This is a genomic window from Caballeronia sp. LZ016, from assembly GCF_031450805.1.
Taxonomy (GTDB): domain Bacteria; phylum Pseudomonadota; class Gammaproteobacteria; order Burkholderiales; family Burkholderiaceae; genus Caballeronia.
Genome location: NZ_JARTVY010000005.1, coordinates 111,538 through 129,202, shown reverse-complemented (window position 1 = coordinate 129,202; position 17,665 = coordinate 111,538). Strand labels below are relative to the sequence as shown.

Annotated in this window: 16 protein-coding genes; 14 read left to right on the top strand and 2 right to left on the bottom strand. The window is 65.5% G+C overall.

What is annotated here, in order from left to right:
- Positions 1–78: 78 nt before the first annotated feature.
- The gene (locus P9220_RS24415; protein WP_404989574.1) at positions 79–2,772 is read right to left on the bottom strand and encodes a LuxR C-terminal-related transcriptional regulator; all 2,694 of its coding nucleotides are present in this window, start codon (positions 2,770–2,772) and stop codon (positions 79–81) included.
- 146 nt (positions 2,773–2,918) lie between these two features.
- On the opposite strand from P9220_RS24415, the gene P9220_RS24410 reads away from it, so the two are divergent.
- The 12 genes from P9220_RS24410 to prpF all read left to right on the top strand — a co-directional run bounded on the left by P9220_RS24410 (position 2,919) and on the right by prpF (position 15,374).
- On the top strand, positions 2,919–3,872 hold the full coding sequence (locus P9220_RS24410; protein WP_309768404.1) for a universal stress protein: 954 nt from the start codon (positions 2,919–2,921) through the stop codon (positions 3,870–3,872).
- Positions 3,873–3,886: 14 nt separating this feature from the next.
- Complete coding sequence (locus tag P9220_RS24405) at positions 3,887–4,867, top strand: quinone oxidoreductase (protein ID WP_309768402.1); 981 nt, start codon at positions 3,887–3,889, stop codon at positions 4,865–4,867.
- A gap of 10 nt (positions 4,868–4,877) precedes the next feature.
- Positions 4,878–5,726 carry a TauD/TfdA family dioxygenase gene (locus P9220_RS24400; protein WP_309768400.1) on the top strand — a complete coding sequence of 283 codons (849 nt, stop codon included), beginning with the start codon at positions 4,878–4,880 and terminating at the stop codon, positions 5,724–5,726.
- A 64-nt stretch (positions 5,727–5,790) separates the two neighbouring features.
- A complete protein-coding gene (locus tag P9220_RS24395) occupies positions 5,791–6,846 on the top strand; it encodes a 3-keto-5-aminohexanoate cleavage protein (protein ID WP_309768399.1) in 1,056 nt (351 codons plus the stop codon).
- Positions 6,847–6,962: 116 nt separating this feature from the next.
- Positions 6,963–8,288: an MFS transporter gene (locus P9220_RS24390; protein ID WP_404980226.1), complete on the top strand. Its 1,326-nt coding sequence runs from the start codon at positions 6,963–6,965 to the stop codon at positions 8,286–8,288.
- A gap of 23 nt (positions 8,289–8,311) precedes the next feature.
- Positions 8,312–8,905: an alpha/beta hydrolase gene (locus P9220_RS24385; protein WP_309768920.1), complete on the top strand. Its 594-nt coding sequence runs from the start codon at positions 8,312–8,314 to the stop codon at positions 8,903–8,905.
- An 18-nt stretch (positions 8,906–8,923) separates the two neighbouring features.
- Positions 8,924–9,094, top strand: a complete 171-nt coding sequence (locus P9220_RS24380; protein ID WP_309768397.1) for a hypothetical protein — start codon at positions 8,924–8,926, stop codon at positions 9,092–9,094.
- 11 nt (positions 9,095–9,105) lie between these two features.
- Entirely contained in the window at positions 9,106–9,411 is a 306-nt protein-coding gene (locus tag P9220_RS24375; protein WP_309768396.1) for a Rieske 2Fe-2S domain-containing protein, read from the top strand.
- Positions 9,411–10,304: a methylisocitrate lyase gene (prpB, locus tag P9220_RS24370; RefSeq protein ID WP_309768394.1), complete on the top strand. Its 894-nt coding sequence runs from the start codon at positions 9,411–9,413 to the stop codon at positions 10,302–10,304. Before P9220_RS24375 ends, prpB begins: the two co-directional genes overlap by 1 nt.
- Positions 10,305–10,327: 23 nt before the next feature.
- Positions 10,328–11,497, top strand: coding sequence for a 2-methylcitrate synthase (gene prpC / locus P9220_RS24365; protein WP_309768392.1), 1,170 nt, complete (start codon positions 10,328–10,330; stop codon positions 11,495–11,497).
- Positions 11,498–11,558: 61 nt separating this feature from the next.
- On the top strand, positions 11,559–14,156 hold the full coding sequence (gene acnD, locus P9220_RS24360; protein WP_309768391.1) for a Fe/S-dependent 2-methylisocitrate dehydratase AcnD: 2,598 nt from the start codon (positions 11,559–11,561) through the stop codon (positions 14,154–14,156).
- Between the two features lie 36 nt (positions 14,157–14,192).
- Complete coding sequence (gene prpF / locus P9220_RS24355; RefSeq protein WP_309768390.1) at positions 14,193–15,374, top strand: 2-methylaconitate cis-trans isomerase PrpF; 1,182 nt, start codon at positions 14,193–14,195, stop codon at positions 15,372–15,374.
- Positions 15,375–15,391: 17 nt separating this feature from the next.
- Here prpF and P9220_RS24350 read toward each other — a convergent pair whose 3' ends face one another.
- Entirely contained in the window at positions 15,392–16,486 is a 1,095-nt protein-coding gene (locus tag P9220_RS24350) for a sugar-transfer associated ATP-grasp domain-containing protein (RefSeq protein WP_309768388.1), read from the bottom strand.
- A gap of 415 nt (positions 16,487–16,901) precedes the next feature.
- Between P9220_RS24350 and P9220_RS24345 the strand changes: the two genes are divergently transcribed.
- Both P9220_RS24345 and P9220_RS24340 read left to right on the top strand, forming a co-directional pair.
- Positions 16,902–17,132 (top strand): hypothetical protein, encoded by a 231-nt coding sequence (locus P9220_RS24345; RefSeq protein WP_309768387.1) that lies wholly within the window; start codon positions 16,902–16,904, stop codon positions 17,130–17,132.
- Positions 17,133–17,225: 93 nt separating this feature from the next.
- The gene (locus P9220_RS24340; RefSeq protein WP_309768386.1) at positions 17,226–17,657 is read left to right on the top strand and encodes a PRC-barrel domain-containing protein; all 432 of its coding nucleotides are present in this window, start codon (positions 17,226–17,228) and stop codon (positions 17,655–17,657) included.
- Positions 17,658–17,665: the final 8 nt, after the last annotated feature.

The following is a 17,665-nucleotide window of genomic DNA, read 5'->3' as shown; positions in this document are numbered from 1 at the left end:
CGGAAGGACTGCACCGGCGGCCCCTCTCGCGGCGGGAGGGGAGCAACGGGAGTCAGAGGGCCGGTGTCCGCCGCGCGGTCATTGCGTGCCTTCGAGCAGCCCGAGCACCACGGCGCGGCGCACCGCATGCTTGCGCGAACTGGCGTCGAGCTTGCCGAAGAGATTCTTCAGATGCCACTTGACCGTGCCTTCGCCGATCATCCCCGCGCGCGCGATCTCCTTGTTCGTCAGATTGCGTGCGAGCAGTTCGAGAATCTCGCGCTCCTTGGGGGTCAGCACGACGCTCGGCACGGCGCGCGGTCCGCTGCTCTCGCGCGGAGGCGGCCGCACGTTCGGAAATGCGGCGGGCGTCCGGTCGATGTCATCGTGAGCCGATGCATCGCCCATTCGCCTTGCCCAGTCCGCGAGCGACGGATGGGCATCCACGATCGTGCGGCGCAGGCGGAAGGTCTGCGCGAGGTTCATCGCTTCGCGCAGCAGCGCGGCCCCGTCCGCGCCCTCCTCCTGCAACGCGAATGCGCGCAGCGCCAGAATCTCGATGCGGCATCGGCCCATGTTCATGTCGCCGGCCTGCCGCGCAGCCGCCTCCAGCGCGTCCAGCGCCTGCGGCCAGCTTCGCGCCGCAATCGCCGCATCCGCATGTGCGAGCCGCTGCAGCAGTGCGACCGACTTTCGCCACACCGGCCCGCGACCGGTCTCGTGCGCGACGATATCGTCGATCCGCCGCACCAGCGCCTGGCACGTCTCGATGCGATAGCGGCCCGCGTGCATGCGGACCTGCTCCGCGAGACCCGCCACGCACAGGCGCGGCTGACGCCGGCTCACGCCGAGCGCGTGCATCGCTTCGAGCATGTCGAGCGCGCGATGTTCGCCGCCGCGCACCGCCGCCAGCCGCGCGGCCGTGTGGTAGGCCACGATGACCATCTCCGGCGTCGCGGCGCGTTCGAGCACGTCCATGCGGTTCGACAGAAGCGCGGACGCTTCGTCGAGCCGGTCGTCTTCGTAAGCGATCGCGGCGCAGGCCGCCGCGAACATGCAGGTCATCGGATGCCGCCGTCCGTGCCGGGCCTCGGCGCTGGCGAGCGCGGGCTTCAGCACGTCTTCGGCAAGCGACATCTGCCCTTCCCAGAGATAGCTCGACCCGGCGATGTGATCGCCCCAGCGCATGAGGAACGCGACGCCTTCATCGCCATCGGCGGGCCGCGTGCGTTGCTGCGCGCGCCGCGCCTGCGCCGGCTCACCGAGCATCATCGCGCGGGCCGCGAGACGGTTTGCGTGAACCTGCGCGAGCCAGCCCCCGCCCTCGGGCGGCGATTCGGCCCAGGGTTCGAAAAGCGCGAGAAAGCGATCCGGTTCATCGGCGAAATAGGCCGCTGCGCTCAGGATCAGCGCACATTCGTAGCGCAGCTTCACATCGACGGCCGGGCCGGTCAGAATCTGCTCGACCTGACGCTGCGCCTCCTCGTGGCGCTGCCCGAGCGCGAGCGCCCACGCCGCCGCGAGCCGCAAGCGCGGACGCCGTTCCAGCTCCGGCTTCGGGATCAGCTCCAGCCAGTCGAGCACGAGACTCAGGTGGCCCTGACGCACCGCTTCGTGCAGGCTGCGCTCGGCGAGTTCGTAGGCGGTCTCATGCTCGCCCGCTGCGTGAGCGTGACGCGCGGCTTCTTCGATCATCCCGCGCCCGACGAACCACCGCATCGCGCGGGCATGCAGTGCCTGACGTTCGCTCGCGGGCAGGTCCACGAGACGCATGCGCAGCGCATCGCGCACGAGCGTGTGCAGACGGCACCACGCGCTGTCTTCGACGGCGATGAAGACAGGCGTTTCGCGCACGAGGCGCGCGAGCCGGGCGGGCGTCTGCGCGCACTCCGTCAGCGCCTCGCACAGGTCCGGATGCAGCATGTCGACCACGCTGATGCGCGCGAGAAACGCCTCGTCTTCCGGCGACAAATCCGCAATCAACGCACCGACGAGATGCTCGCCCAGCCCGCCCGGCCCCGATGCGATCGCTTGCACCGCCTGCCGGGCGTCCGTGGCGCGCATCATCGCGGCGACGGCGAGCTGCAAGCCGAGCGGCCATCCATCCGTCGCTTCATAGAGACGCGCGCAGGCGTCGGCGTCCACGCGCGCGCCGAACCGGTTGCCGATCAGCGCGATTGTTTCATCGAGCCGGAAGCGCAACGCATCGGGACCGACGAGCGTGGCTTCGCCATATAACAGCAGATCGGACATCGGCGCTTCGAGCCCGCTTCGCCCGGCCGCGACGACGCGCAGGTTCTGCGGCGCGTTATGCAGCAGATACGTGAGCAGTTCGGCGCCTGCGGGCGGCAGCCGTTCGGCCTCGTCGATGATGAGCACCACGTCCATCGACAGCACCGCGATCTCCGCGAGCCATGCCGTTGCGCCATCGAGCGCGCCCACGGATGCAAGCGCGCCGTCAAGCAGCAGCGCGCCGAAGCCCGAGCGCGCGCATCCCGTCCTGACCGCCTGCACGAGCGCGCGCAGGAGCCGTCCCGCGTCGTCGCGTTCGTCGGCGAGCAGCCAGGCCACGGCGGACCCGCGCGCGAGAAATTCACGCCGCCATTGCGCGAGCAACGAGGTCTTGCCATAGCCGGCGGGAGCCTGAACGAGCGTGATCTGACGATCGCGATACGGCGCGGCATCGGCGCTCAGCCGCTGCCGCGCAAGTAGATTCAGCGGCGCGCGCGGCGCAATGGTTTTCAGGACCAGTTCGGTCGTCGAGGGCGCTGCGTCGCTTGTCATGGAAGCCATCGCATGAAGACGGGTCCGGTCGGGCACAGGATCGTTCCAATCGATAGCACGAGTCAACCCCTCTCGCCGCGAGAGGGTCGCGCCGGACCTCGCTGATCTAGCATGCACAGCATGAATTCACGCACAGAGTCCTTCAGCGCAAAGCCATGTATCAGCACCTGCTCGTTCCTGTCGGCGATACCGACGCACGCATCGAAGCGATCGGTCACGCGACCGAATTCGCCCATGCCGTCGGCGCGCGAATCACCTTCCTGCATGTATCGCCGGTTGGCGGCGAAGTCGGCGCGCCGCGCTGGCACGGCGACGGGCGCGCACATGAATGGCTCGCACGCGCCGAAGCCGGCGCCCGTGCGCAAGGCGTTCCGTGCGCCTCCGTGTGTATCGCCGGCGACGACTCGCTCGACGCGATCATCGCGCATGCCCGGCAACACGGATGCGATCTCGTTTGCACGAGCGCGAGCCCGACGCCAACGGCCACGACCGCAATGAACGACCGCATGAGCGACGCATTGCGTCCGGCCGTGCTGTCCTGCGAAACCGACGAGCGGCCCGCGGTGACGGCGTCGATCGGCGCGCTGCTGCACGCGCATCGCACGCTCCCCGAGACGCTGCACGAGTGCCTCGACACGATCGGCGCGGCGGCGAAGCGGGGCGAGCATCCATCGGTGGAAACGATGCGCGAGATCGTTCGGAGGCTGCATCGGCTGTCGGCGGGCAGTATCCATGCGAAGCGAAAGGCCGCGTTGTTCAGGCGGCTGCGCAAGCGCACATCGCGCGTGAACGCGGAACTGGCCGAACTCGAGCGGCTGCATCAGCGCGATGACGACATGCTCCACGAGCTCGCGCGAATGGTCGGACGAGAGTCGCACGACGCGCCCGCGCCCGAGCTTGTCGAAGCGTCGCTCTTCGCCTATGCGCGCACCGTCCACGAATGGATGGGCCGCGAACAGGGCGTGATCCTGCCCGCGGCGCGGCGTTACCTGAGCTATGCGGACTGGGCCGAAATCGACTGGCGATTCGGCTCGGCGGGTCTCGTCAGCGAGACCGCGAAACACGACACCGCGAGCGGCGCATACGGCCCGCGCGCATCAACAGATTGAACGGAGAGAGAACGATGGCACATGCAATCCGCTTCCACGAAACCGGCGGCCCCGAAGTCCTGCGATGGGAGGAAGTCGCGGTCGGCAAGCCCGGCCCCGGACAAGTCCGGCTGCGTCACGAGGCCGTGGGCCTCAATTTCGCCGACACGTACTTTCGTTCGGGCCTCTACCCCGTGCCGCTGCCCGCCGGCATGGGCGTCGAAGCGGCAGGCGTGGTGCAGGCGGTCGGCGAAGGCGTCGACAGCGTGCGCGTGGGCGACCGCGTGACCTATACCGGCTTCATCAACACGCTCGGGGCGTACAGCACCGAACGCATCGCGCCTGCTTCCGCGCTGATCCGGCTGCCGGGCGATATGGAATGCGCGACCGCCGCCGCCATGACGATGCGCGGTCTCACCGCGTCGTACCTGATGCGCCGCATCCACGCGTTCGAAGCGGGCGATTCGATCCTGCTGCATGCGGCGGCGGGCGGCGTCGGGCTGATCGTGTCGCAATGGGCGCGGCTGCTCGGCGTCACGGTGATCGGCACGGTATCGAGCGAAGCGAAAGCAGAAATTGCACGCGCTCACGGCTGCGAGCACGTTATCGACTACAGCCGCGAAGACGTCGCGCGGCGCGTGCGCGAGCTGACCGACGGCGCGGGCGTGAACGTCGTGTTCGACAGCGTCGGCAAGGACACCTTCGATGCATCGCTCGATTCGCTCAAGCGCCGTGGCCTGATGGTCTGCGTGGGCACCGCGTCGGGTCCGATCCCGCCGTTCAATCCGCAGTTGCTGGCAATGAAAGGCTCGTTGTATCTGACCCGCCCGGCGCTCGCCGACTATATCGCCGATCCGGCCGAGAAGAACGCGCTGGCGAGCGAACTCTTCGGACACGTGGCGAGCGGTCGAATCCGCATCGAGATCAATCAGCGCTATGCGCTGCAGGACGCCGCGCAGGCGCATCGCGATCTCGAATCCCGCAAGACAACGGGCTCATCCATTTTCGTCGTGTAAGGAGACACACATGCGCGTCGAACCACTCACCTGCTCCATCGGAGCCGAACTCGTCGGCGTCGATCTCGCGGACGCGATTCACGACGACGGCCTCTTCGCCGACATCCGCGCCGCGCTGCTCGCGCATCGCGTGCTGTTTCTGCGCGATCAGGACATTACGCGTGCCGAGCATGTCGCGTTCGCGCGGCGCTTCGGTGATCTCGAGGATCATCCGGTCGCGGGCAGCGATCCCGAGCATCCGGGGCTCGTGCGGATCTACAAGAACCCCGAGCAGCCGAACGACCGATACGAAAACGCGTGGCACACGGACGCCACCTGGCGCGCCGCGCCGCCGTTCGGCTGCGTGCTGCGTTGCGTCGAGTGCCCGCCCGTGGGCGGCGACACGATCTGGGCGAACATGGTCCTCGCATACGAGAACCTGCCGGCGCACATCAAGGCGCAGATCGCCGATCTTCGCGCGCGTCACAGCATCGAAGCGAGCTTCGGCGCCGCGATGCCGATCGAAAAGCGCCATGCGCTGAAGGCGCAGTTCCCGGATGCCGAGCATCCCGTGGTTCGCACGCACCCCGAGACCGGCGAGAAGACGCTTTTCGTCAACGCATTCACGACGCACTTCACGAACTATCACACGCCCGAGCGCGTTCGCTTCGGTCAGGACGCGAATCCGGGCGCGGCGCAGTTGTTGAGCTATCTGATCAGCCAGGCGTATATCCCCGAATATCAGGTGCGCTGGCGCTGGAAGAAGAACAGCATTGCGATATGGGACAACCGCAGCACCCAGCATTACGCGGTGATGGACTACCCGCCCTGTCACCGGAAGATGGAGCGCGCGGGGATCATCGGCGATGTGCCGTACTGACCCGGCGCGCCGCCGCATCGCATCGGATATCTAATCATCTCATCTCTTGACGCTGGAGCAACACATGCAATTCCTCGACGATTCCCTGCACCCCGAAAACCAGGACAAGGTCGTGATCACCGTCGCGCCGTATGGCCCGGAGTGGATGCCGTCCGATTTCCCCGAAGACATTCCGGTGACGATGGACGAGCAGATTCAGAAAGCGGTCGACTGCTACAACGCAGGCGCCACGGTGCTGCATCTGCATGTGCGCGAACTGGACGGCAAAGGCTCCAAGCGCCTGTCGAAGTTCAACGAACTCATTGCCGGTGTGCGTGAAGCAGTGCCGGACATGATCATCCAGGTCGGCGGCTCGATCTCATTCGCGCCGGAAGACGACGGCCAGGCGGCCAAATGGCTGTCCGACGATACGCGCCACATGCTCGCCGAACTCGACCCGAAGCCCGATCAGGTGACGGTCGCGATCAACACGACGCAGATGAACATCATGGAGCTGCTGTATCCGGCGTATCTGGAAGGCACTTCGCTCGCGCATCCGATGTATCAGGCGGCTTATAGCGAAATGACCGTGCCTGCGGGTCCGGCCTGGGTCGAGGAGCATCTGAAGCGCCTTCAGGCCGCGAACATTCAGCCGCACTTCCAGCTCACCGGCATTCATGCGCTCGAAACGCTCGAACGCCTCGTGCGCAAGGGCGTCTACAAGGGCCCGCTCAATCTGACGTGGATCGGCATCGGCGGCGGCTTCGACGGCCCGAATCCGTTCAACTTCTTCAACTTCGTTCACCGCGCGCCGGACGGCTGCACGCTGACCGCCGAATCGCTGCTGAAGAACGTGCTGCCGTTCAACATGATGGCGATGTCGATGGGCCTGCATCCGCGCTGCGGCATCGAAGACACGATCATCGACCAGCACGGCAAGCGCATGACATCGGTGCAGCAGATCGAGCAGTGCGTGCGCGTCGCCCGCGAACTGGGGCGCGAGATCGCGACGGGCAAGGAAGCCCGCGCGATCTATCGCATCGGCGTGCAATACGAAACGGCCGATCAGACGCTCGCCGCGAACGGCATGTCGCCGAATCGACGAGCCGGTGAAGTGAACCTTCCGCTGCGCGCGGCTTGAACAAGTGGTGCGGACGCGTTCCGCATCGTTGACCGACACTCGACGGCGACAACAACAAACGGTCCCCGCGCTCATCGCGTGACGGAGACTCGAGCCGGACATCCGAGGAGACGATCTTGGAAATCAATTGCATCGAGCAGGAAACAGGCGGCGTTCGCGCCGTCGCGGCCGCATCGCGCAAATACGCGTGGGTGGTCTTCGCACTGACCTTCGGCCTGCTGCTATCGGACTATATGTCGCGACAGGTGCTCAACGCCGTTTTTCCGCTGCTCAAGCACGCATGGGGTCTGTCCGACACGCAACTCGGCTCGCTCTCCGGCGTGGTCGCATTGATGGTAGGACTTCTGACTTTTCCGCTCTCCGTGCTTGCCGATCGATGGGGCCGCGTGCGCAGCCTCATATTGATGGCGACGCTCTGGAGTCTCGCGACACTCGGCTGCGCCATCGCCACGAACTACGGCGAAATGCTGCTGGCGCGCGCGCTCGTGGGTCTCGGCGAGGCGGCGTATGGAAGCGTGGGCATCGCGCTGATTCTCGGCATCTTCCCGGCGCATCTGCGCTCGACGCTCACCGGCGCGTTCATGGCGGGCGGCGCATTCGGCTCGGTGCTCGGCATGGCGCTGGGCGGCTTCGTCGCGGTGCATCTCGGATGGCGGGCGTCGTTCGGCGCGATGGCGTGCTTCGGCTTCGTGCTGGTGATCGCCTACATGCTGGCCGTATCGGATAAACGGATCGCCGCGCGCTTTCCCGATGCGCCGTCCACCAAGCGGCAGGCGGGCGGCATGCGTACGAGCCTTCGTGCGTTGCTGGCCGGTCTCTTCTCGACGGTCTCGGTGGTGTGCGCCTATCTCGGCAGCGGCTTGCAGCTTTTCATCATGGGCGCGGTGATCGCGTGGATGCCGAGCTTCCTGAATCGCTATTACGCGTTGCCGGCCGATAAAGCCGCCGCGGGCGCAGCGGTGTTCGTGCTGCTCGGCGGCGTCGGCATGGTGCTGTGCGGCATCGTGACGGATCGCGTCTGCCGGCATGCGCCGTCGCGCAAGTGGATGACCGCGATCGCCTATTGCCTCGCATCGGCGGTGCTGTTGTCCATCGGCTTTCGTCTCGATGCCGGCGCGATGCAGCTCGTGCTGCTCGGTGCAGGCATTCTCGTCGTGGCGGGCACATCCGGTCCGGCCGGCGCGATGGTCGCGAATCTCACGCCGGCGGCGATCCACGCTTCCGCATTCGCGACGCTCACGCTCGCCAACAATCTGCTCGGCCTCGCGCCCGGCCCGATCGTCACCGGGGCGATTGCCGATCGTATCGGCTTGCTCGGTGCGCTGCAGATCGTTCCGCTCGTCAGTATTCCAGCGATGCTGGCGTTCGCCATCGGCAAGTCGAGATATGCGCGCGATCTGAACCGCATCGACGCGCTGCGCGGCGAAGCGGCGACGAAATGAGCCTTATCTACGAGCAATCGAACATGACCATCCATCCGACTCACACGATCCTCATCGTTCCGGGCCTGCGCGATCACGTCGAAGATCACTGGCAGACACTGCTGGAACGCCGGCTGCCGAATGCCCGCTCCGTGCCGCCGCTCACGCACGACAAGCTGAACCGTGCAGCGCGCGTGGCGGCGCTCGATGCCGCGCTCGCCAGAATCGACGGCCCCGTTGTGCTCGTCGCGCACAGCGCGGGCGTGATGATCGCCGCACACTGGGCGCAGCGCCATCCGCAGCATTCGCACCGGATACGCGGCGCGCTTCTCGCGACGCCGCCCAATTTCGATGCGCCGCTGCCGCCAGGTTATCCCACGCCGGACACGCTTCGGAAGAACGGCTGGCTACCCACGCCACGCATACCGTTAGGGTTCCCTAGCATCGTCGCGGCGAGCACGAACGATCCGCTGGCGCGCATGGAACATGTCGCGGAACTCGCGAAAGCGTGGGGCAGCCGCCTCGTGGATATCGGCGCAGCGGGCCATCTGAATCCCGCTTCCGGATACGGCGAGTGGCCGCTCGCCGACGAACTCATCGCCGGGCTGTGTCTCGAGCGCCCGCATCAAGCTGCATGACTGTCAGGAGAAGCAAGAATGTCTGAACTGAAATCTAACGCTATCGTCATCGATCATGAGGCGGATACGCCTTCCAACGAATCGCCGGCAGCGCCCGCGCGGCCATGGGCATGGCGCTCTACCCGCGAACCGTACGACTGGATGGACGCGCACACGCCGCTCGGAGCACTCGATTCATGGCAAGGCTGAACGAAGCAACGATGACGCGAAGCCTCTCCATCGCTCACGCCCGCGACCTCGCGCCCGGCTCTCGCAAGCTCGCGTTCGTCGAAGGACGCAGCGTGGTGCTGTTCAACATCGAGGGCGTCATGCACGCAATCGATAACGCGTGTCCGCACAACGGCGCATCGCTTGCGAATGGCCGCCTCGATGGGCACGTCCTGCAATGTCCCGCGCATGGCCTGCGCTTCGATCTCGTGTCGGGATGCATGGTCGGCGCGCCCGATGTGTGCCTGACGAAGCTGTCCGTCGAAGCCATCGACGGCGAAAAGGGAGAGAAAGATTGATGAAGCGATACAACGAACCCACGAGTCCCGGCGCGGCATTTCGCGCTGCGGTGGAAACGAATGCGCCGCTGCAAGTCGTCGGTGCGATCACCGCGTATGCGGCGAAGATGGCTGAAGCCGTCGGCTTTCAGGCGCTCTATCTGTCGGGCGGCGGCGTGGCCGCGAATTCACTCGGCATTCCGGACCTCGGCATCAGCACGATGGACGACGTATTGACCGACGCCCGCCGCATCACCGATGCGACGAACCTGCCGCTGCTCGTCGATATCGATACCGGCTGGGGCGGCGCGTTCAACATCGCGCGCACGATCCGGTCGTTCGTCAGGGCGGGCGTGGCGGCGGTTCATCTTGAAGATCAGGTCGGCCAGAAGCGCTGCGGGCATCGCCCCGGCAAGGAAGTCGTGCCGGCGGCGGAGATGGTGGATCGCCTGAAGGCGGCGGTCGATGCACGCACCGACGACAGCTTCGTCATCATGGCGCGCACCGATGCGGCTGCCTCCGAAGGCATCGATGCGGCGATCGAGCGCGCGATGGCTTACGTCGAAGCGGGCGCGGACATGATCTTCCCCGAAGCGATGATCTCGCTCGACGATTACCGCCGCTTCAAGTCCGCTGTGCGCGTGCCGGTTCTCGCCAATCTGACGGAGTTCGGTTCCACCCCGCTTTTCACGACGGGTGAGCTGCGCGACGCGGGCGTCGATGTCGCGCTCTATTGCTGCGGGGCGTACCGTGCGATGAATGCGGCGGCACTCAATTTCTACGAGACCGTGATGCGCGACGGCACGCAGAAAACCGCGGTGCCGACGATGCAGTCGCGCGCCGATCTCTACAAGTATCTCGGCTATCACGCGTACGAGGACAGACTCGACGCGCTGTTCGCCGCCAGACAATGACCGTTAAGCCGGAGTAAGACACGATGAGCGAAGCAGACAACAGCATGCCGAACAGCGGCACATTCAAGCCCAAGAAATCCGTCGCCCTTTCCGGCGTGACGGCGGGCAATACCGCGCTGTGCACGGTCGGCAAGACCGGCAACGACCTGCACTATCGCGGCTACGACATTCTCGATCTCGCCACCACGAGCGAATTCGAGGAAATCGCCTATCTGCTCGTGCACGGGAAGCTGCCGAACGTCGCGGAACTAAGCGCCTACAAGGCGAAGCTGAAGGCGCTGCGCGGGTTGCCCGCGAACCTGAAGGCGGCGCTCGAATGGATTCCGGCGTCCGCGCATCCGATGGACGTCATGCGTACCGGCGTCTCCGTGCTCGGCACGGTGTTGCCCGAGAAGGACGATCACAACGTACCCGGCGCGCGCGACATCGCGGACAAGCTGATGGCGTCGCTCGGCTCGATGCTGCTCTACTGGTATCACTATTCGCACAACGGCCGGCGCATCGAAGTGGAAACCGACGACGATTCCATCGGCGGGCACTTCCTGCATCTGCTGCATGGCGTGGCGCCGTCCGAGTCGTGGGTCAAGGCGATGCACGTCTCGCTCAACCTCTACGCCGAGCACGAGTTCAATGCTTCGACGTTCACGGGCCGCGTGATCGCGGGAACGGGATCGGACATGTATTCGGCAATCACCGGCGCAATCGGCGCGCTGCGCGGCCCGAAGCACGGCGGCGCGAACGAAGTCGCGTTCGAGATTCAGTCACGCTATCAGACGCCCGACGAAGCCGAAGCCGACATTCGCCGCCGCGTCGAGAACAAGGAAGTGGTGATCGGCTTCGGCCATCCGGTCTATACGATCTCCGATCCGCGCAACAAGGTCATCAAGGAAGTCGCGAAGTCGCTGTCGGCCGAAGCGGGCGACACGAAACTCTTCGATATTGCCGAACGGCTCGAATCGGTCATGTGGGACGCGAAGAAAATGTTCCCGAACCTCGACTGGTTCAGCGCGGTCTCGTATCACATGATGGGCGTGCCGACCGCGATGTTCACGCCGCTCTTCGTCATTTCGCGCACGTCGGGATGGAGCGCGCACATCATCGAGCAGCGCATCGACAACAAGATCATCCGGCCGAGCGCGAACTATACGGGGCCGGATAACCTCGGGTTCGTGCCGCTGGCGGAGCGCGTCTGACATCCGTTATGCTCGCTGCCGCAACCATCGAATCCAATACGGGCCTTTCGGCCTCCGCGCCATGAACACCGAATACCGCAAACCCCTGCCCGGCACGCGCCTCGACTACTTCGACGCGCGCGCCGCCGTCGATGCAATCCGGCCCGGCGCCTACGACACGCTGCCCTACACCGCGCGCGTCCTCGCCGAAAACCTCGTGCGCCGCTGCGCGCCGCAGACGCTTGCCGCATCGCTCGGGCAGATCATCGAGCGCAAGCGCGACCTGGACTTTCCGTGGTTCCCGGCGCGCGTCGTGTGCCATGACATCCTCGGGCAGACCGCGCTCGTCGACCTCGCCGGCCTGCGCGACGCCATCGCCGCACAGGGGGGCGATCCGTCGCTCGTCAATCCGGTCGTGCCGACGCAGCTCGTCGTCGATCATTCGCTCGCCGTCGAATGCGGCGGCTTCGATCCCGATGCGTTCGCGAAGAACCGGGCGATCGAAGACCGGCGCAACGTCGACCGCTTCGACTTCATCGAATGGACGAAGAAGGCGTTCCAGAACGTGGACGTCATTCCGCCCGGCAACGGCATCCTGCATCAGATCAACCTGGAACGCATGAGCCCGGTCGTGCAGGTGAAGGATGGCGTGGCGTTTCCGGACACGCTCGTCGGCACGGATTCGCATACGCCGATGGTCGATGCGCTCGGCGTGATCGCCATCGGCGTGGGCGGCCTCGAAGCCGAAAGCGTGATGCTCGGCCGCGCGTCGTGGATGCGCCTGCCGGATATCGTCGGCGTGGAACTGACGGGCAAGCCGGGGCCGGGCATCACGGCGACGGACGTCGTGCTTTCGCTGACGGAGTTCCTGCGCAAGGAGAAAGTGGTCGGCGCGTATCTGGAGTTCCACGGCGCGGGCGCGGCGGGCCTCACGCTCGGCGATCGCGCGACCATCGCGAACATGGCGCCCGAGTTCGGCGCGACCGCCGCGATGTTCTATATCGACGAACAGACGATCAAGTACCTGAAACTCACCGGACGCGACGATGCACTCGTCGCGCTCGTCGAGACCTACGCCAGGCAGACGGGCCTCTGGGCCGACAGCCTGAAGCACGCGGAGTACGAGCGCGTGTTGAAGTTCGACCTGTCCTCGGTGGTGCGGACGCTCGCGGGGCCGTCGAATCCGCATCGGCGGCTGCCGGTGTCGGAACTGGCCGCGCGCGGCATCAGCGGCACGGTCGAGAACCACGCCGGCAAGATGCCCGATGGCGCGGTCATCATCGCCGCGATCACGAGCTGCACCAACACGAACAATCCGCGCAACATGATCGCGGCTGGCCTGCTCGCGCGCAATGCGAACCGCGCCGGCCTCACGCGCAAGCCGTGGGCGAAGACCTCGCTCGCGCCGGGATCGAAGGCGGTCACGCTGTATCTGCAGGAAGCCGGGCTGCTGCCGGAACTCGAGAAGCTCGGCTTCGGCGTGGTGGCGTATGCGTGCACGTCGTGCAACGGCATGTCCGGCGCGCTCGATCCGGCGATCCAGCAGGAAATCGTCGAGCGCGATCTCTACGCCACCGCCGTGCTGTCCGGCAACCGCAACTTCGACGGCCGCATCCATCCGTATGCGAAGCAGGCGTTTCTCGCGTCACCGCCGCTCGTCGTGGCGTATGCGATTGCCGGAACCATCCGCTTCGACATCGAAAAAGACGTGCTCGGCAACGATGCGGACGGCCGCCCGGTGCGGCTCGCGGATATCTGGCCGAGCGACGAGGAAATCGATGCAATCGTGGCGTCGAGCGTGAAACCGGAGCAATTCCGCAAGGTGTACGAGCCGATGTTCGCGCTCGCCCCCGACGCCGGCGAGCAGGCTTCCCCGCTCTACGACTGGCGCGCGCAGAGCACGTACATCCGGCGTCCGCCGTACTGGGAAGGCGCGCTTGCCGGTGAGCGCACGCTCAGGGGCATGCGCGCCCTCGCCGTGCTGGGCGACAACATCACGACGGACCACCTCTCGCCGTCGAACGCGATTCTCGCGGACAGCGCGGCGGGCGAATATCTTGCCCGCATGGGTCTGCCGGAAGAGGACTTCAACTCGTATGCGACGCATCGGGGCGATCACCTGACCGCGCAGCGCGCGACCTTCGCGAACCCGACGCTCAGAAACGAAATGGTGACGGACAACGGCGAGATCGTGCCGGGCTCCCTCGCGCGCATCGAACCCGAGGGCAGGATCACGCGCATGTGGGAAGCCATCGAAACGTACATGGAACGCAAGCAACCGCTGATCGTCATCGCTGGCGCGGACTACGGCCCGGGCTCCTCGCGCGACTGGGCCGCGAAGGGCGTGCGCCTCGCGGGAACGGAGGCGATCGTCGCGGAAGGCTTCGAGCGCATCCACCGGACGAACCTCATCGGCATGGGCGTGCTGCCGCTCGAGTTCAAGGCGGGCGTGAATCGGCTGACGCTTCGCATCGACGGGACCGAGACGTTCGATGTCATCGGCGAGCGCAAGCCGCGCGCGGACCTGACGCTCGTGATCCATCGCCGAAGCGGCGAGCGTGTCGAAGTGCCGGTCACGTGCCGGCTCGATACCGCCGAGGAAGTCTCGATCTACGAGGCAGGCGGCGTGCTGCAACGCTTCGCGCAGGACTTTCTGGAATCGTCGCAGGCAGCGGCGTAAGCGGGCCTTATTCGGACAAGCTACCAATCGATGACCATGACCCACGCACCGCAGATCAGGATTCCCGCCACCTACATGCGCGGCGGCACGAGCAAGGGCGTCTTCTTCCGCCTGCAGGATTTGCCCGAAGCCGCGCGCGCGCCCGGCCCCGCGCGCGACGCGCTGCTGATGCGCGTGATCGGCAGCCCCGACCCCTACGGCAAGCAGATCGACGGCATGGGCGGCGCGACGTCCAGCACCAGCAAGGCGGTGATCGTCGCGAAGAGCAGCCGGCCCGATCACGATGTCGATTACCTGTTCGGTCAGGTCGCCATCGACAAGCCGTTCGTCGACTGGAGCGGCAACTGCGGCAATCTCTCCGCCGCCGTGGGGCCGTTCGCGATCGCGAGCGGGCTGATCGATCCTGAGCGCGTACCCGATAACGGCGTGGCCGTCGTTCGCATCTGGCAGGCGAACATCGGCAAGACGATCATCGCGCATGTCCCGATGACGAACGGCGCGGTGCAGGAAACCGGCGGTTTCGAGCTCGACGGCGTGACCTTTCCCGCTGCCGAAGTGCAGCTCGAATTCATGGACCCGGCAGCCGAAGAAGACGGCGCGGACGGCGCGATGTTCCCCACGGGCAACCTGATCGACGCGCTCGACGTGCCGGGCATCGGCGTCCTCACGGCAACGATGATCAACGCGGGCATCCCGACAATCTTCGTGAACGCGGAAGAAATCGGCTATACGGGCGTCGAGTTGCAGGACGCCATCAACACGAATCCCGCAGCGCTCGCGATGCTCGAGACCATTCGCGCGCACGGCGCGGTGCGCATGGGTCTGATCGGCCATATCGATGAAATCGCCAGCCGGCAGCATACGCCGAAGATCGCGTTCGTCGCGAAGCCCGCAAGCTACGTCGCGTCCAGCGGCAAGCAGGTCGCCGCGGAGGACATCGACCTGCTGGTGCGAGCCGTATCGATGGGCAACCTGCATCACGCGATGATGGGAACCGCCGCCGTGGCGATCGGCGCGGCGGCGGCCATCGACGGCACGCTGGTGAATCAGGCCGCGGGCGGCGGCGCGCGCGAGGTCGTGCGCTTCGGGCATCCTTCGGGGACACTGCGGGTCGGCGCGCAGGCGAGCGAAACGGGCGGCAAATGGACCGTGACCAAGGCGATCATGAGCCGCAGCGCGCGCGTATTGATGGAGGGCTGGGTGCGCGTGCCGCAGTAATGCGGCGTGGCTCTCTTCTAGCGCGCTTCGGCCAGTGTCCCGCGCGTGCCCCGGCGCACGGCCCCGAGGGACTCCCATCCCAGATCGGAGAAACACGGGCCTTGCGTGGCTTCGCCGAACTTCACGTCGTTGTGTTCGGCGTTCCATTCGAGCACCACGACCTGCCCGTTCGCATCGACGGTCACGTCCCAGCCGATGCAGCGCGCAAACGGCACTTTCGCATGTAACTCGACGACCTTGCCGACGCATTCGGCGAACGCGGGCAGCATCAACCCGCTGAATGCGACCTTCGAGTCGGGGTGTGCGTCGACATCGGTCCAGTCGTTCAGATAACCCCTGCTCGACAGGCGGCCGCTTCTGAGATCGACCGCTACACAGACTTCGCTATCGGGGCGGATATACGTGTCCGTTGCCCGGCCGAGCCGCAAGAAGCAGGCGCGCAACGAGATGCGGCCGGCATCGTCGACAACGGTCGTGAGGCGCACCGTGGCCACCGCCTTCGACGCGAACTGATCGAACCACGGATGTTGCACGATGAATCGTTGCAGCACGCCGTTGCCGAGTGATCTGATCTGAGCGACGCGGAAGTCCTTGCGGTCGATCAGGAAGACGCCCCTGCCCTGCGATGACTGATCCAGCTTGAACGCGACCCTATCGCACTGGCTGAAGACGACGTCGGCGACCTCGGACTCGGGAATCGCAATGTGATCGGCCGAGAAGAACATGCCGTTCACGTAGTACGCGATATCCGGGAACACGTCGTCGCGAAAAAGCAGCCGCGACACGGGCTTCAGATGCGACATCTGTCCGTACAGGCCCTTCAGCTTCGGCACCACCACCCAGCCGTAATAGTTGTCCGGAATCCAGCCTTCCCTGAACGTTCCGGTGAACGCGGTATAGGCTTGCAGCCACGGCGCATAGCATGCGTCGCCGAATACGTCGCGTGCATAGGCATCGGCGAGCGCGATCTGGGCGGGATCGGTGCGGCCATGCCTCGCTTCGATCGCCCGCCGTATGCTTCTCGCCTCGACACCATGCCGCCAGTGGAACCTGCGACATGCAAGGTTCCGCCATGATCCTTTGACGAGCGTCTCGACGTGCTTCGGTGACATAGAACGATTGATCCTTTTTGGAACGTGCGACAGGTTACCCAGTGCGACCTGATGGGACGCTTAATGAAGCGCAAATTGGCGGAAAAGCGCTTTCTCTTGACGCCGGATTCACGTTCTGAAACTCACTCCTTACGCTTCAGCGGCTTTTGCTTACGAATGCATTAATCATGCAAAAAGGGATCGTAAGCAATCCTGTCTTCGAAGGGGACGAGAGCATGGCGAAGTGTGCGGGCGTCGTTTGTTCGGTTCAGCGCGATGACATCGACGGGCGATATCAGCCTGAACGCGCGGCTTGCCGTTATGAGACCATGCGCCAAGCGACGGGATCGCAGTTTGCTAACGTCGCCACCTGCATGCAGGGCTTTGCCACTACGCCCGGAAAGTCCGCTGCACACCTACATTCGAAGAGGACACGATGAATACTGCAACGAAGTACCTCGTAACGACCGCTCTCGCGCTGGGCTTGTCCACAGCTGCCCTCGCCCAGGGCAATGCAGGTGGAACACCCGGCGGCAACGGCGCCGGCCGCGGCGGCGTGGGCATCGGCACGCCCAACGGCAATGGCGAGACCGGCACACCGTCCGGTCCGACCGGCAAGCATTCGGCGCCGCCCAAGCGCCATCACAAGGCGAAGAAGACGAGCTGAAGCAAGGGCATCGAACAAGCAGGAATGCGCATGTCGCGACCCGGGTCCGGGATTTGCGGCATGCGTCCGCTCCAACCACCACGAGACCCGGATATGAAACTCTTGCAGCGCCTTACACTCGTGACCGTCATCGGTGCCGTCAGCCTCGGCGCCCACGCACAGGTCGCCGGCACGCAACCGCTCAGCGTGACCGTGCAGCAATCGCAAGCGTTGCTGGAAGGATGGAGCACCAAGAAAAGCATTCTCGGCAAGTCGGTCTATAACGACAAGAACGAGAAGATCGGCTCGATCATGGATCTGGTGATTTCACCGGACGCCACCGTGTCCGCCGCGATCATCTCCACCGGCGGATTCCTCGGCGTGGCGACGCACGATGTAGCCGTGCCGATCGCATCGCTCGAGCTCCGCAACGGCAACTTCTATCTGCCGGGCGCGACGAAGGATGCGCTCAAGGACACGCCGCAGTTCGAGTACAACAAGGTGAAGTCGCCGCCGAAGCCGAAGAAGCTGAAAGAAAGCCAGTAACGCAGACG